Raw genomic sequence first — 15,339 nt, forward strand, 5'->3', positions numbered from 1 at the left:
TCACACTCCCGGTACGGCGGCGCCGGCGGGCAGGCTGACGGTCTGGTACTCCAGGTAGGCCGCCAGCGCCTCCGGCCCCAGCTCGCGGCCGAGCCCGGAGTCCTTGACCCCGCCGAACGGCGCGGTGTTGTCCAGCATGAACATGTTGACGCCGAGCACGCCCACCTCGATCCGGTCGGCCAGGGCGTACCCGGCGGCGACGTCGGACGTCCAGATCGTCCCGCCCAGCCCGTACCGGGTGCCGTTGGCGATCGCGACCGCGTCGTCCACCGTGTCGTAGGGGATGACGGTCAGCACCGGGCCGAAGATCTCCTCCTGGGCGATGCGCATCCCGGGGTCGACATCGGTGAAGACGCACGGGTCGAGGTAGAAGCCGCCGCCCGGCAGCCCGGCGGGCCGGCCGCCGCCGAAAGCCAGCCGGGCACCCTCGTCCCGGCCGATCCGGATGTACTCCTCGACCCGCTCCCGCTGCCGTGCGCCGGCCAGCGGCCCGAGCTGGGTCGCCTCGTCCAGCGGATCGCCGACCCTGAGGGCGGCGACCCGAGCGAGCAGGGCCTCGACCAGCTCCGCGTACCGCTCACGGGGCGCCAGGATCCGGGTCTGCGCCACGCAGGCCTGCCCGTTCAGCATGAACCCGTACTGCAGGACGCCGGGCAGGGCGGCGTCCAGGTCGACGTCCGGCAGCACGAGTGCCGCGCCCTTGCCGCCGAGCTCAAGGCTGACCCGGCGCAGCCGCTCGCCGCACAGCGCCGCGATGCGCCGCCCGGCGGCCGTGCTCCCGGTGAACGAGATCTTGTCGACGCCGGGGTGTGTCACCAGGTACTCGCTGACCTCCCGCTCGGCCGGGACGACGTTGAGCACCCCGGGCGGCAGTTCGGCCTCGGCCGCGGCCTCGGCGAGCAACTGCAGCGACAGCGGCGCGTCCGGTGCCGGTTTGAGCACGACGGTGCAGCCGGCGAGCAGCGCCGGTCCCAGCTTGAGCACGCTGAGGTAGAGCGGCACGTTCCAGGCGACGATCGCGCCCACCACCCCGACCGGCCGCCGGCGCACGACCGCCGGCCCGAGCATGCCCGCCCTGGTCTCGGTGAGGGTGAGGTCGGACCCGAGCCCGGCGTAGTAGTCCAGCGTCATCGTCGACATCAGCACCTGCGCCAGCCGGCCGATCCCGATCGGGGTGCCGTTCTCCTGGCTGATCGTGACGGCGAGCTCCTCGGAGCGCGCCTGCAGCGCTTTCGACAGGCGGCCGATCGCCGCGCCGCGCTCGGCCGGGTCCAGCCGCGGCCAGGGGCCGGTGTCGAAGGCGGCGCGGGCCGCCGCGACCGCGCGGTCGATGTCCGCGCGCTGGCCCACGGGCACGGTGCCGATGCGCTCCCCCGTGCCGGCGGAGATCACCTCGAACAGCTCCGGGCTGGCGGGCGTGGTCCAGGCCCCGTCGATGTAGAGCTCGTCGTGCGCGCTCACCGCGCTCCTCCTGACCTGTCCGCCGCCGGTGGCTGCCCGGCCGCCAGGCGGTCGAGGTACTGCTGGCGGAGCGGGACCTTGTAGAGCTTGCCGGTCGGCAGCCGCGGGAGCCGGTCGGCGAAGTCGACGATCCGGGGCACCTTCGGCCCCGCGAGATGCCGCCGGACGTACGCCCGCAGCTGTTCACCCAGCTCCGGTGTCGGCGTGACGCCTTCGGCCGGCTGCACGACGGCGTGCACGTACTCCCCCATCTCCGGGTCGGGCAGGCCGAACACGGCCACGTCGGCGACGTCCGGATGGACCGCGAGGCAGCCCTCGATCTCGGCGGGGTAGATGTTCACCCCGCCCGAGATGATCGTGAAGGCGCTGCGGTCGGTCAGGTAGAGATAGCCGTCGCCGTCGACATAGCCCATGTCACCGAAGGACAGCCAGTTCGGGTGCACGGGGTGCCGGGCCGACCGGGTCTTCGCCGGATCGTTGTGGTACTCGAAGACGGTGTCCTCCCGCTCGAAGTAGATCGAGCCGGTCTCCCCGGCGGGCAGCTGCGCACCGTCCGGGCCGCAGATGCGGATGGTGCCCAGGGCCGACCTGCCGACGGAGCCGGGGCGCTCCAGCCATTCGGCGGAGGAGATCACCGTCATGCCGGCGCCCTCGGTGCCCGAGTAGTACTCGGTCACGATCGGGCCGAGCCATTCGATGATCTCCCGCTTCACCGGGACGGGGCAGGGAGCGCCCGCGTGCAGGACCCGCCGCAGGCTCGACAGGTCGTAGCTCCCGCGGACCTCCGCCGGCAGCCGCAGCAGCCGGACGAACATCGTCGGGACCGCCTGGAGGTGGGTGACCCGTTCGCGCTCGACGAGCGCCAGCAGCTCCCGCGCGTCGAACTTCTCCATGATCACGACCTTGGCGCCGAGCTCGTGCGCGCCGCGGACCCAGCCCAGCGGGGCGGCGTGGTACAGCGGCGCCGGGCACAGGTACACCGACCGCTCGCTCATGCCGCCGAGCGTCCGGCACATCCGCGCGCCCTTCGCCACGATGACCTTCGCGTCGGCGGGGTCCTGCAGCGGGCGCCGGATCCCCTTGGGGCGCCCGGTCGTGCCCGAGGAGTAGAGCATCAGCTCGCCCCACGGGCGGCCCGCCGGGACCTCCGCCGGCACCGCGGCGATCGCCGCCTCGTAGGAGTCGAACCCCTCGGCGGAGTCGAACCCCTCGGCGGAGGCGAGGCTCTCGGCCGGGGTGGGACTCTCGGCCGGGGTGGGGTGCTCCGTGACGTCGTCGATCAGCAGCCGGGTGGCGCAGCCCGGGGCGTCCCGCACGGCGGCGCCGGCCACAGCGGCCAGCTTCGCGGTGGTGACCAGTGCGGACGCCGCCGAGTCGCGGAGGATGTAGGCGATCTCCTCAGCCGTGCCGTACCGGTTGATCGCCGTCAGGTACAGACCTGAGCGCACCGCCGCCCACAGCACCTCCAGGAAACGCGGGTGGTTCTCCGCCAGCAGGGCCACGGTGTCACCGGCCGCCAGCCCCCGGTCGGCCAGCAGCCGCGCCAGCCGGGCGGACCGCTCCGCCAGCTCGCCGTAGGTGATGATCTCCCCACCGCGGCCCATGACGACGGCGGGCCGGTCCGGATCGGAGGCCGCGTAGGTGCTGGGAAACATGTGCCCTCCAGCCTCGTCGGGCGGTGCGCGGGGGCCCCTCCGGCCGTGATGGACGTGGACGGTCCGGGATGGGATGTTCGGTTTCCGAGCGTAACGCACCTCGATATCGATGTCGACATCGAGACTGGCTGGCGGCTATCGTGAGCGCGGCTCCGATCCAGCCATGCCACGGGAAGGTGTCAAAGGTGGCTCCCGCGCTCCCGCCCCCCGACGCGACCGACCACACCGGGCCCTTCGGCATCGGCGTGATCGACACGATGGTCGGGCTCCCCCAGGACCCCGCCGCGCTCTACCGGCAGATCCGCGCCTCGCTGCGGGACCGGGAGTCGCGGGAGGACTTCGTCATGCCGGCGTCCTACATGTTTCACGACGTTCCCGCGAGCCATGCCGACGGCGAAGCCGACCCGGTCGCCGTGGTGCTCGGCGAGCTGGACCGGCACGGTGTCGACGTCGCGCTGATCAGCCTGAGCGCCAACACCGAGGCCGCGCGGCGGGCGCTCACCGACCACCCGGAGCGGTTCGTCGGCTCCTGGACCTGCGACCCCAACCGCGGCATGGACGGCATCCGTGAGCTCGTCCGCGTCCACGAGCAGTGGGGCGTCCGCGCCGTCTCGCTGTTCCCGCACGGGGTCTCGCCGCAGGTGGCCATCGACGCGCCGCAGATGTACCCGATCTACGCCAAATGCGTCGAACTCGGCCTGCCAGTCTTCGTGACGGTCGGCGTCGCCGGGCCGCGGGTGCCGTCGATGGTGCAGCATGTCGAGCGCGTCGACCAGGTGATGTACGACTTCCCCGAGCTCGTCTTCGTGATGCGCCACGGCGCGGAGCCCTGGACCGACCTCGCGGTGAAGCTGATGCTCAAATGGCCGAACCTCTATTACTCCACCAGCGCCTTCTCGCCGCGCTACTACCCGGCGAACATCATCGAGTACGCGAACACCCGCGGCGCGGACCGGGTCCTCTACGGCGGCTACTTCCCGATGGGGCTGTCCCTGGACCGCATCATGACGGAGCTTCCCGGAGTCCCCCTGAAAGCGGAGGTGTGGCCGAAGTTCCTGCGGGAGAACGCCGCCCGCGTCCTCGGCCTCACCGACGCGAGCTGAGAGGAACACGCGTGGACCTCGCTTTCTCCGCGGAGCAGAACGAACTGCGGCGGACGGTGCGCGACTTCCTCGACCGGACCTCACCGGAGTCCGAGGTGCGGCGTCTCATGGAGACGTCCGACGGCTACGACCCGGGCGTCTGGCGCCGGTTCGCCGGTGAGCTGGGAATCGCCGGCCTGGCCGTGCCGGAGCAGTACGGCGGTGCCGGCTGCGGCTTCGTCGAGCTGGGCATCGTCCTGGAGGAGGCGGGGCGTTCGCTGCTGTGCGCCCCGCTGCTGTCGACCGTCGTGCTCGCCGTCTCGGCCCTGCTCGGAGTGGACGACGAGGCCGCCCGCGCCGATCTGCTGCCCGGCCTCGCCGCCGGTGAGATGACGGCGACCCTCGCGCTCACCGATGCCTCGGGCCGCTGGGACGATCCCGACGCCATCACCTGCACGGCCACCCGCACCGCGGGCGGCTGGGCGCTCTCCGGCGAGAAAGCATTCGTGCTGGACGGGCAAACCGCGTCGCTGCTGCTCGTCGCGGCCCGCACCGAGGCCGGTCTCAGCCTCTTCGCCGTGGCCGCCGGCCCCGGTGCGCCCGGGCTGATCCGTGCGCCGCGGGCCACTCTCGACCAGACCCGCCGCCTCGCCGACCTCACCTTCGACGCCACCCCCGCCCGGCTGCTCGGCGAGGACGGCGCGGCCTGGCCCGCGCTGGCGCGGGTGGGCGACCTGGCGGCGGTCGCCGTCGCCGCGGAGCAGGCCGGCGGCGCCGCGCGGGTGCTCGACCAAGCGGTCGACTACGCGAAGACCAGAGTCCAGTTCGGCCGGCCGATCGGCGCCTTCCAGGCGGTCAAGCACAAGCTCGCCGACCTGCACCTGGGCGTCGAGTCCGCGCGTTCCGCCGCCTACCACGCCCTGTGGGCCGCCGACGGCGACCCGGCCGGACTGCCCGCGGCGGCAAGCCTGGCCAAGGCCTGCTGCGGTGACGTCTACGTCCACGCGGCCACCGAGAACATCCAGGTCCACGGGGGCATCGGCTTCACCTGGGAGCACCCGGCGCACCTGTACCTGAAGCGGGCGCACAGCTCCCGGCAGCTTTTCGGCCACGCGGCGCACCACCGACAGCGGCTCGCCCAGCTGCTGATCACCGAGCAGGTCGCCGCCCGGACCGGGTGAGGCGGACGGTGCGCGAAGCCNGGCGCGATGCCCGGTGCGACGCCCGGCGCGACGCCCGGCGCGAGGCGGCGGGCGAAGCCGTCCCGAACACGACTGGAGGCGAGAACCCGATGCCGAATCCGTCCGCACCGGCCGCCGGCGGCCCCGAGGAGGGGCGGGCGGAGTTCCAGGCCCGGGTCCACGAGTGGTTCGCGGCCAACGCGCCGCGCCGGGGATCACCCGAGGACTTCTCCGCGGTGCACATCGTCAGCGCCCGCACGGCGCGGGAGTACCACGAATCCGAACAGCACGCGATCAGCGTCACCCGCGCCTGGCAGCGCAGGCTCTTCGACGCCGGTCTGGCCGGCCGGTCCTGGCGGCCGGAGTACGGCGGTCACGGCGCCCCGGCCTGGCAGGACGAGGTCGTCGTCGAGGAGCAGTCCCGGTGGGGCGTGTCGACGAAGATGTTCGCCGTCGGCCTGGAGATGGTGCCCGCCGTGCTGTTCCGGCACGGCACCCACGAGCAGCGCGTCACGTTCCTGCCGCCGATCCTGCGCGGTGAGCACAGCTGGTGCCAGTTGCTGTCCGAGCCGGGCGCCGGCTCCGACCTGGCCGGTGTGCAGACGAGAGCGACACCGGTGGACGGCGGCTGGTCCGTCACCGGGCAGAAGGTGTGGACGTCCAACGCGGGCTGCAGCGAGTACGCGCTGCTCATCGCGCGGACCGGCACCCGGGAGGAGGGGCGCGCGGGGCTCTCCTGCTTCGTGCTGGCGATGACGCAGCCGGGCGTCGAGATCCGTCCACTGCGGCAGATGTCCGGGGCGTACCACTTCAACGAGGTGTTCCTCGACAACGCCTTCGTTCCCGAGCTCGGTCTGATCGGCGGTCGGGGCGACGGGTGGGCCGTCCTGCGGACGATGCTCGCCAGCGAACGCGCCGCGATCGGCGGCGGCACCAGCGCACGCTCCGCCGCCCAGCTCGTCGGGCTGGCCCTGCGGCTCGGCTGCGCCGACGACCCGGGCGTGCGCGACCTGCTGGCCCAGGCCGCCATCCGGGAACGCACCCTGGACCTGCTGCGGGCACGGATCGCCGCCGGTCACACCGTCGCCGCGGCCGGGCCGACGACGAAGCTGCTCTACTCCGAACACGCCCGGCTCAGCGCGGACGCGGCGACCACGATTCTCGGCCTGGCCGCGACGGTCGTCGACGACCCGGTGTCGGCCCCCTGGCTCGAACGGCTGCTGTTCGCCCCGGGCCTGCGCCTGGGCGGGGGCACGGACGAGATCCAGCGCAACGCGATCGCCGAACGGGGCCTCGGCCTCCCCCGCTGAGGCTGGGAACGATCTGACACGTCTGACAGAGCTGGCGGGCCCGACCGGTGTAGCGGGCTACCCGGTCAGCCGGGGGTGCCCGCCGCCCGCGCGGGTGGGAAGACCGGCTTCGCGGTGGGCTTCGTCCTGCGCCCGAGAGCCGCGTCCACGGCGGCGAGGAGACGCCGCGCGGCCTCGTCCTCGGGCAGGTCGAACAGGTCGACGGAGACCACGGTTGCCAGCAGTTCGGGCGGGGGGCAGTCCTCGACCCGCAACGGGATCACCTGGCGTTTGAATCCCTCGGGGTCGCGGCGCAGCGCAGCCTGCCATTCGGCCCTTCCCCACACGGAGCCCAGGTAGGCGTGGGAGAGCACCGGGATCGTGCGCCTGGCATGCTGGATTCCCCGCGTCATCATGTTCATCCAGTTCGAGCCGGGAACGAAGTCCCACTCCTGGATGTAGACCGAGTAATGCGCGTCCTCCAGGCACCAGGCGATCCATTCCGCCCACTGCCGGTCCACACCGGTGTACGAGACGAAGAAATCCCACCCGTCGCCGGCTGACGGTTGTTCACTCACCACGGGCGCTCCCCCCAACGGCCTACCGCCTCCCAGGCGGCCAGGCGCCGCAGCCGCCGGAAGCCGTGGCGGCCGCCGGAAGCTCGTCCACCCACCACCGACTGATCGCCCTGAGTGCCTTCGGCGACCAGGGCGCCCGCCTGGCGGTGCCTGCCAGCAGGCACCTTGACGATCATACCGAGGCCGCGGGCGGCGACCAGCTCTCTCAGCACGGGGGGCCGGCGACCCACCGGCGCCGCTGTCGTACACCCCGGCCGCCCGCAGCCGCCCGGGGATCGGGGAGTGCGCGTCGTTGAACGCGATCCGCCGCCAGACCCGGGCCGGCGCGCAGTTGAACGCGCCCCGCCTCGGATCTTGGTGATTCACCGCGCGCGGCGGCTCTCGGTCTCGGAGAGGCAGAGGGGGCCATCGAGGGCTCCGTTCACGGAACGATGATGATCTTTCCGCGGGTGTGGTTCGACTCGGCGTCGCGGTGCACCGCAGCGAGGTCGGCGAGGGGGCGGGTGGCGGCGACGTCGANGCGGACCGTGCCGGCGTCGACGAGTTTGACGAGGGCGGCGAGCTGGCTGGTGTCGTTGCGCGCCACGAAGTGCATGGCCCTCACGGGGACACCGGCGGGCGGGGAGACCGGGAGGGNGATGGAGACGAGAACGCCGCCGGGGCGAACCAGCCCGACCATGGCCGCGGCGTGCTGTGGGCTGATCGCGGCGAGGTTGAGGACGGTGTCGACCGGCCCGTCCAGACCGTCGCCGATGGGCGAGGCGGTGTAGTCGATGATCTGGTCGGCGCCGAGGTGGCGGACCGCCGCGATGCTGCGGGGGCTGGCTGTGGCGATGACGTGTACCCCAACTTGACGACATTGCTTCCCGACCTCTTGGAACACTGCCCCCGCAGAGATCAGAATGGTCGCGTCGGATCGCTGCTACGCTGCCCGGGTGTCTGCGGACTGTGAGGCTGTTCTCGCTTCTGGCAAGATCTGTGGCGTGGTTGCGGCCGGACGCTGTTCTGGCCCGTGCGAACGAGCCTTCTGCGTGTCTCACACATCGAGGGACAGCGCTGCGACAGGTGCGACGCCCCGCCGCGGGCACCCTGGAGCGATCGATTCACACCCGTCGAGTACGCCGACGAGTCGCTGCGCGATCACGAGGACGACGTGGTTCGGGTTCTCGTGCGGGTCGCCGGTTCGACACACGCGACGATTCTGGAGGTGTGCCGGGCTCTCCGTATTGGACCTGGACCCGCGAGTTCCNTCGATGAGGGCGACCCTCGGGAGACCTCGGAACGCAGCAAGGACACGTACGCCTGGGCCGCCATCCGGGAGCTGATCCAGATCGGCGTGTTCACCACACACGACGACGTGACCGATGAGCAACTCTGGCGCAGCGAACTTGGTTCCTCCTGGCAGCGCGACTACGAGGGCAAATACAAGATCCAAGTCAGGCGGGGGGAGCTGATCGAACGCTGGGCTGGCCCACCGGCATACGACTCCGCCTTCTGGACCGAGTTACGTGACGCTTTACTGGCCCGGCGGCCGACCCGGCAGATGGTTGAGGCGTTCGCCGCCTTTCATGATCACGAACGCCGGGTGGATGACGCGCTCGCCGCTCTGTCGGCGGCCGGGCAGGCTGACCTGGTCCGGTATCTGCGCAGCGGGGCTCAGGAGCACCCAGACGCCTGGTCGCTGACCAACGAAGCGCGTTTGGGCGCGGTCTCCTGGGAGTTCTTGGCCGCCGCCCTAGCCGAGGCTGGTGTGCCGCAGAGGAACTTTCCGGTCGGCACGGTTCGGAACTTCTGAGCTTTAAATTTCGGGGTCAGGGCGGTTTTCTGTAGCTGTCTACCAGCGGGTTTGGGGCGGGTAGACCGGTTGTATGAGGTACGCGACGGGTGGCGGGTTGACGTCCGCCGATCAGGTGGAACGTGAACGGGTCCGGTTGGCCGCGGTCAGCCGGTTCGCGGCGGGGGCGAGCCAGGCCGAGGTCGCCCGGGAGTTCCGGGTGACTCCGAAGACCGCGAGCCGCTGGCACCACGCTTGGGAGACCGGGGGTGAGGCCGGGTTGCGGTCGGCCGGGTCGGGGTCGCGGTGCCGGTTGGATGATCGGGACCTGGCCCGGTTGGAGGCGGTCCTGCGCCGCGGTCCCGGACCGTACGGCTGGGATGATCAGCGGTGGACGTTGGCCCGGATCGCCCAGGTGATCGAGCGGGAGTTCGGGGTGTCCTACACGCTGGCCGGGGTGTGGCTGCTGTTGGACCGGCACGGCTGGTCGTGTCAGCTTCCCGCCCGCCGGGCGGTCGAACGCGATGACACCGCGGTCCAGACGTGGACGGAGCAGGAGTGGCCGGCGGTAAAAGACCGCGGCGACCCAGGATGCCTGGGTCTGTCTCCTCGACGAGACAGGGCAGAGCCTGAGGCCGCCACGGGCACGGACCTGGAGTCGACGTGGGCGGACACCGGTGGTGCGGGTACCCGGGCGGGGCGGGTCCGGGCGGGTGAGTGTGGTCGCCGATGGTCTGCTACCGGCCCGGGTGGCGGCCACGGCTGCTCTACCGGGCCCGGATCTGGCGTGGGCGTCCCGGGGAGCGCAAGGGCATCGGCTGGGAGGACTGCCGGGATCTGCTGGCCGCCGCGCACGCGCAGCTTCCCGGGGGCCGGCTGATCCTGGTCTGGGACGGGGTGAACATCCACCGCCAAGCGGAGATGGCCGCGTTTCTACAGGAACACGCAGACTGGGTGAGCGTGGTGGCGTTGCCTGCTTATGCCCCCGAGCTGAACCCGGCGGAGNGGGTGTGGTCACAGATCAAGCGGACCGCGCTGGTGCACCTGGCCGCCCGCACCCTCGACGACGTCCACCGGGCGGTCAAGCACGGGCTGAAACGGCTGCAGTACCGGCCCGGGGTGCTCCTGGGTTTCCTCNCCGAAACCGGCCTGGCCTGGGAAGAGCTGTGGTCAACATGACTCTCCGCACTAAAGCTCAGTTGCTGGGCCGCGAGAAGACCAAGATGGACGCCGGCTGGGTGGTGGCAAGCGAGCGGCGGGAGCAGTGGAACGGGACGTTCGACATTCCCACCGAGTTTCTCACCAGCCAGGGCGTTCTTCTCGGTGAGACGGATCGCACCCGGGTGACCGGCCCGCCGTTGAGCCCTTTGCCGTCGCCAGGGAAATGCCCGCCCAGACGGTTCCGTGCCATCGCACGCAGACACTGGTCGGCGTAGCGCCCGGCCATCGGTTTCCTGCCGCCGGCTGGAGACCACCCGGATCTACACCCGGCCCACCGACGCCGACCGCGTCGCCGCCCTCGGCCTGCTGCTCACCGACCGCTGACGATCCCNGCGGGCTTACTAAGAGAAAACTAAGGGGCCGGATTGATATAAGTTAGCCGTCTGGCTGGGTGATCGTGTAGTTCCAGTCTCCGTGAAAGTCATGCCTGGCGATCGGGATGTTCTTCTTTTCTTGTTCGGCGATCTTGACCTTGGTGGGATAGTCGCCGGGATCGAGCTCGCAGCGGACGGTGAGGCCGGTCGTGGTCGTCGTGCTGGCGATGAGGCTGACGATGGTCTGGAAGGTGGTCAGTGGCCGGCCGCGCCAGTTCGCAGTGATCCGGGAGAACAGCCGGTGCTCGATCTTGTTCCATTTCGAGGTGCCCGGCGGGTAGTGACAGACGGTGATCTGAAGGCCGGTATCAGCGGCCAGTTTCGCGAGTTCATGTTTCCAGAGCCAGGGGCGGTTCCCGTTGGAACCTCCACAGTCCGCGGTGATGAGCAGCCGGCGTGCGTTCGGGTACTTGTCCCGACCCATGTCCTGCCACCATTTCCTGATGGTGGCGACCGCGAACGCGGAGGTGTCGTGGTCGATACCGACCGACACCCAGGCAGAGTTGTCCGCGAGGTCGTAGACGCCGTAGGGAACGGCCTTCCCGTCGGCGAGCTGGGGGAAGTCGTGGGTGTTGACCTGTTCCGGCTCTCCCGCCCGGTGCCACTCCCGGCCTGCCTGGCCGAAGCGTCCGACCAGCTCCTTCTTCTTCGTGTCGACGCTGATCACCGGGTCGCCGGCGGCGAGGAACTCGGTGGCGGTGGCGTTGAGGTAGCGGAACTGGGCATCACGGTCCGGCTGCTGCGTGCCCTCCAACGTCTTACGCGTCGACTGCAGGCTGTAACCCTGGGTGCGCAGCATCGTGGCGACCGCGGAATGACTGATCGTGTGTCCCCGCCGGGTCAGCTCACGGGCCAGCTGCCGGGTCGACTTCGTCGTCCACCGCAGAGGCGATTCCGGATCTCCCCGGGTTTCGGGCTCGACCAGGCTGTCGAGTGCCTCGGCCAGACCGGGGTTGGCGATCTCCGCCCGCTTCCGGCCGCCACCGGTGGCCCGCACCCGCGTCGGTTCCGCAGGGTCGGTGTCTACCTCCGCGCGACCTCGGGCGACCGTCCCTTTCGCGACGCCAGTCGCCCGCGCGACCGCGGCAATGCCCCCATACCCCCAGGAACGCGCCTCCGCCCCCAACGCCAGCCGCCGGTCCCGCTCGTTCAACCGAGGCAACAGCACCTCAAGCCGTGCGGCCATCGCCGCGAACTCTGCCGACCGGTCAACTGCCACAGCCCGGACTCTATCCAGGCAATCACACAAGCCGATCACCAGCCGAACAAGAAAATTAAGTTATTTCATTACGGCTCATTAAACGTCCCACTGACGATGCGATGAAACTGGCTCATTGGGAATCCGTCGATTCAAGACCATTGAGATGCCCTTCCGCAAGGGCGGCCTCCTCAATACCAATTTTTCCATCACTGGCACTACGAACAAGCGACTTTCTCATAGCGGCGTAGTTGACGCCAGGCTGCACATCGATTGCCCACATGATTCCCGTCCCATCAATCTCCCAAGAGCAGTCAAAGCTTCGAAGTAGTGCTTCAAGAGAGCCTCTCACGGTAGGATCCTTGATAATTATACGAACCGTTGAATGGCCAGACTTGGAAACGAAGTCCTCGAACACGAACTCCCTACGTTCATGATCGGCTCGAACGCGCACGATATCCCCAAAGGCGACTCCTTTCTGGTAAAAGGGGGTGTTCCGAACTTGAACCTCCATCTTCACGGAAGTTTTCGCGGTCCATAGCCGCTCCGTCGACACGTGCGCCCAGCCGGCGGTATCGCCAGGAAGGTCGAATGCTACCCTGTACAGCCTCTCACTCCGACCTTCCGGCATGAAAGCACCGCCGCTAAGGCCCGAGAAATTCTCTGAGCTCATCATCCCAGCTTTCCAAAGACTTCGTTGACTTATCCCTGTTGCATCGACGACAAGCGACCGCACCATTGTGTGCGCCACCATGTCCACCACTAACTCTCGGCACTATGTGATCAATCTGAGCATCGTCCGGGAGTCCCCGTACACCCCGTGTCGAAGGCCGACGCACCACGCCCTGCCCACAGTAATCACATTTCAGAACGCCGCCGTTTCGCCCCAGTTACACCGAAAACTTGGCTCTGTGCCACATTCGGTGGTGACGGATTGTTAGCCGAGCAGGATGCGATGGCGGAGCAGGGTGAACCCGGCCCTGCCGTGCATCTGGCGCATGATCCGTTTGGTTTTGGTGTTCACGCCTTCGGTGCCGCCGTTGTGGTGGGGCAGGGTGAGCGCGGTGTCGACGGCCGCGCGGTCGAGGTCGAGACCGCGGGTGAAGGAATGCAGGTGGGGCAGGTCGGCGCCACGAGCGAGGGTGATCCACTCGTCGAGCCGGTCGGCGTTGCTGTCAGCGGGGTGGAGGAGGCCGGCGAAGCCGCGGACGAGTCCCGCGAGAGCGATCATTTCTGGGCAGGCGGTGGCGATGTCGTCGAGCCGGTCGCGTTGGCTGTCGGTGAGGCTGTCGGGTCGGGTGAGCAGGAGCCGGGCGACCCGCCGGGGCGAGATCGCGGGCCGGTCGGAGTCGACGCGGCCCTGGTTGATGTAGCGGACGAACAGGTTGTAGCTGCCCGTGTAACCCTGCTGTTTGATCTCATGGAACAGGCGCAGCACGGGCACGGCGGGCTGTTCGGCGCGGCGGCGTTTCAGATAGCCGCGGTAGGGATCGACCAGGGTGGGCCGGTAGAGCGGAGCACGGACGAGCCGTTCTGGTTCTGCGGCCCGTGCGTAGCGCTTGACCGTGTTCAGGCTGAGGTTGAGCCGTCGGGCGCAGTCGAGCAGGCCGACCCCCTGGCCGAGCAGGTCGTGGACCTGCCCCCAGCGTTCCCGCGTCGTCTGAGCGCGGGGACCGTCGTTCGGCGGCGGGCCGGCTTTCGCCCAGCAGCCGCTGTGCGCGGCGACCTCTTTGAGTGTCACCTGGGCGAGGCCGTGCCACAGATGCCACCGGTCGCTGGCTTGGACCGCCTCAGGCAGGGCGCGGCGGACCGCTTCGGCGTAGGTTCCGGAGCCGTCCCGGCAGACCACCTGGACGCCGGGGTGGGCGCGTAGCCAGGCCTCCAACGCGTCGGCGCCGCGGTCGGGCAGCACGTCCACCCGCCGGCGGGTCTGCGCGTCGATGAGGATCGTGGCGTAGCGGTGCCTGCGGCGCAGCGCGAAATCGTCCACGCCAAGCACCTGCGGCGCCGTGACCGGCGGGAGTGGCAGGCGCAGCAGGCAGCGCAGCGCGGTCTGTACCGACAGGCACACCGTCAACGCGGACAGCACCCGCACACTGCCGCGACCGGCTAACTCCCGCACGACCATGCCGATCTGCGCGGCCAGCCTCGGGGTCCGCCGCTGGTAACGTTCCAGCACTCCGGGTAGCTGCTCGCGGAACGTCTGCCGGCACCCGCGCGTGGGACACACCAACCGGCGGACCCGCACCCCCAGAAGCACACGGCGCGCGTCGAGCGCCACGTCGGCCACCGTCCGCTCGGCGTAGCCGTGCACCCGCGACGTGCGCACCCCGCAACCCGGACAGGCGACCGCCACCTCCGGTGTCCGTGCCCGCACCCGGACCAGCCCGTCCTCATCCGACACACCCTCGATGACCAGCGGCGACAGCCCCGAAAACACCAACTTGATCAGACGATCCGCGTCACACATGACACATCGTGTCGACCCGCAGCCAGCCAACCACGGACCTTCAAGGTCAAGACCAAACAGAGACCACGTTCCGTCACCACCGAATGTGGCACAGAGCCGAAAACTTTACAGACCCCCACCCGCCGCGGCGCCACCTCCGGCGTCACCGGCACCGCGCCCTCGACCGGCGCCACCCGCGCCGCCAGCTCCGCCGCCTCCGGCACGGCGTCCCGCGACGTCGCCTCCGCCGGCACCAGATGCTCCCGGCCCGCGGCGCTGCCATCGGACGACTCCGGCAGCTTCGCGTCCCGGAACGGGTTCCGTTCCGAGATCGGCACCAGCTTCGGATCCGTCACCCGATCCAGCACGACCCACATGACCCCGGACATGACCAGCGCCGGCACCAGCAGCAGCGCCACCCGGCGCAGCCGCCGGCGCCGCCGCCACAACCGACGGCCAAACGACGAAGAAGGACGCGGGGAGGAGTGCCGGGCGGTCATCACAGCTCCGAAAACTCGCGGGGAACAGGCACGAGCCACGTAGAACACGACCCCAGGCACACAGCCCGACGGCCGCGCACATCCCGGACCAGGCCACCGCGTTCCTCCCTGATGAGAAGGAGGGCACGGCAGACCCGCCGACATGCGCGAACCAACAAGGAAACGAGAGCAGGGAACGGCCAGGCCGCCCCGGCCACACGGACTCAGGGGATACAGCAGAACCCGCCGTCAAGGGCGGGCGGTGAAACGCCGGCGCCGGTGCCGGTGACCTGCCCAGTCACACCAGCTAATGGACGGCTGGCGATATGCGGGCAGCACAGATCGACAGTGATGGGACGAGAAAGGCAACAACACGCCGGCGCAGCGCTGTACACAGCGAAACCCCACCAGCGGCCAGGACGAACCCAGAGCAGCCGGCAGGGCAACGAGCAGGAAAACAAGCCGCCAAAGCAGTCTGAGGTGGCGCCGTGAAGCATGGCACATCCAATTACTACGCGCAAGGAACTACCCAAAGTCCCCACATACGATCAAAGTAACGCTCCGTATACCTCGGGCCATCTTTCAAGGAAGATGCGCG

At 69.9% G+C, this 15,339-nt stretch carries 12 protein-coding genes and 5 pseudogenes; 5 read left to right on the forward strand and 12 right to left on the reverse strand.

Annotated features, from left to right (window positions below):
* Positions 1-1,461: an aldehyde dehydrogenase gene (locus UG55_RS06315; protein WP_066064053.1), complete on the reverse strand. Its 1,461-nt coding sequence runs from the start codon at positions 1,459-1,461 to the stop codon at positions 1-3.
* Entirely contained in the window at positions 1,458-3,116 is a 1,659-nt protein-coding gene (locus UG55_RS06320; RefSeq protein ID WP_066064056.1) for an AMP-binding protein, read from the reverse strand. The genes UG55_RS06315 and UG55_RS06320 overlap by 4 nt, the downstream gene beginning before the upstream one ends.
* A gap of 257 nt (positions 3,117-3,373) precedes the next feature.
* Between UG55_RS06320 and UG55_RS06325 the strand changes: the two genes are divergently transcribed.
* From UG55_RS06325 to UG55_RS06335, 3 genes are all read left to right on the forward strand, one after another.
* Positions 3,374-4,219 (forward strand): amidohydrolase family protein, encoded by an 846-nt coding sequence (locus UG55_RS06325; protein WP_066064248.1) that lies wholly within the window; start codon positions 3,374-3,376, stop codon positions 4,217-4,219.
* Between the two features lie 11 nt (positions 4,220-4,230).
* Complete coding sequence (locus tag UG55_RS06330) at positions 4,231-5,379, forward strand: acyl-CoA dehydrogenase family protein (RefSeq protein WP_066064059.1); 1,149 nt, start codon at positions 4,231-4,233, stop codon at positions 5,377-5,379.
* A gap of 110 nt (positions 5,380-5,489) precedes the next feature.
* The gene (locus tag UG55_RS06335; protein ID WP_066064253.1) at positions 5,490-6,689 is read left to right on the forward strand and encodes an acyl-CoA dehydrogenase family protein; all 1,200 of its coding nucleotides are present in this window, start codon (positions 5,490-5,492) and stop codon (positions 6,687-6,689) included.
* 65 nt (positions 6,690-6,754) lie between these two features.
* Here UG55_RS06335 and UG55_RS28240 read toward each other — a convergent pair whose 3' ends face one another.
* The 5 genes and pseudogenes from UG55_RS28240 to UG55_RS32975 form a co-directional block, all read right to left on the reverse strand.
* Entirely contained in the window at positions 6,755-7,246 is a 492-nt protein-coding gene (locus UG55_RS28240; protein ID WP_128422866.1) for a toll/interleukin-1 receptor domain-containing protein, read from the reverse strand.
* Positions 7,243-7,458, reverse strand: a complete 216-nt coding sequence (locus UG55_RS29390) for a hypothetical protein (RefSeq protein ID WP_066064062.1) — start codon at positions 7,456-7,458, stop codon at positions 7,243-7,245. Before UG55_RS29390 ends, UG55_RS28240 begins: the two co-directional genes overlap by 4 nt.
* A gap of 209 nt (positions 7,459-7,667) precedes the next feature.
* Positions 7,668-7,765, reverse strand: a pseudogene (locus UG55_RS32965) (NADP-dependent oxidoreductase); the annotation flags it as partial.
* A gap of 1 nt (position 7,766) precedes the next feature.
* A pseudogene (locus UG55_RS32970) lies at positions 7,767-7,882 on the reverse strand (NADP-dependent oxidoreductase); the annotation flags it as partial.
* A 1-nt stretch (position 7,883) separates the two neighbouring features.
* Positions 7,884-8,129: pseudogene (locus tag UG55_RS32975) on the reverse strand (NADP-dependent oxidoreductase); the annotation flags it as partial.
* Positions 8,130-9,114: 985 nt separating this feature from the next.
* Here UG55_RS32975 and UG55_RS26935 point away from each other — a divergent pair.
* Both UG55_RS26935 and UG55_RS32980 read left to right on the forward strand, forming a co-directional pair.
* Positions 9,115-9,653, forward strand: a pseudogene (locus tag UG55_RS26935) (winged helix-turn-helix domain-containing protein).
* A 96-nt stretch (positions 9,654-9,749) separates the two neighbouring features.
* Positions 9,750-10,025 (forward strand): transposase (locus UG55_RS32980; protein ID WP_396230815.1); only part of this gene is annotated, 276 nt, incomplete at its 3' end.
* 609 nt (positions 10,026-10,634) lie between these two features.
* Here the strand turns inward: UG55_RS32980 and UG55_RS06365 are convergent.
* From UG55_RS06365 to UG55_RS06375, 5 genes and pseudogenes are all read right to left on the reverse strand, one after another.
* Positions 10,635-11,801 (reverse strand): annotated as a pseudogene (locus UG55_RS06365) (ISAzo13 family transposase); the annotation flags it as partial.
* A 145-nt stretch (positions 11,802-11,946) separates the two neighbouring features.
* Complete coding sequence (locus UG55_RS26940; protein ID WP_396230816.1) at positions 11,947-12,552, reverse strand: DUF4265 domain-containing protein; 606 nt, start codon at positions 12,550-12,552, stop codon at positions 11,947-11,949.
* On the reverse strand, positions 12,458-12,655 hold the full coding sequence (locus tag UG55_RS46720) for an HNH endonuclease (protein ID WP_157901494.1): 198 nt from the start codon (positions 12,653-12,655) through the stop codon (positions 12,458-12,460). Before UG55_RS46720 ends, UG55_RS26940 begins: the two co-directional genes overlap by 95 nt.
* A gap of 95 nt (positions 12,656-12,750) precedes the next feature.
* Positions 12,751-14,283 (reverse strand): ISL3 family transposase, encoded by a 1,533-nt coding sequence (locus UG55_RS06370; protein ID WP_066064073.1) that lies wholly within the window; start codon positions 14,281-14,283, stop codon positions 12,751-12,753.
* The gene (locus UG55_RS06375; RefSeq protein WP_128422869.1) at positions 14,262-14,681 is read right to left on the reverse strand and encodes a hypothetical protein; all 420 of its coding nucleotides are present in this window, start codon (positions 14,679-14,681) and stop codon (positions 14,262-14,264) included. Before UG55_RS06375 ends, UG55_RS06370 begins: the two co-directional genes overlap by 22 nt.
* Positions 14,682-15,339: the final 658 nt, after the last annotated feature.

This window comes from Frankia sp. EI5c (genome assembly GCF_001636565.1).
Classification (GTDB): Bacteria; Actinomycetota; Actinomycetes; order Frankiales; family Frankiaceae; genus Parafrankia.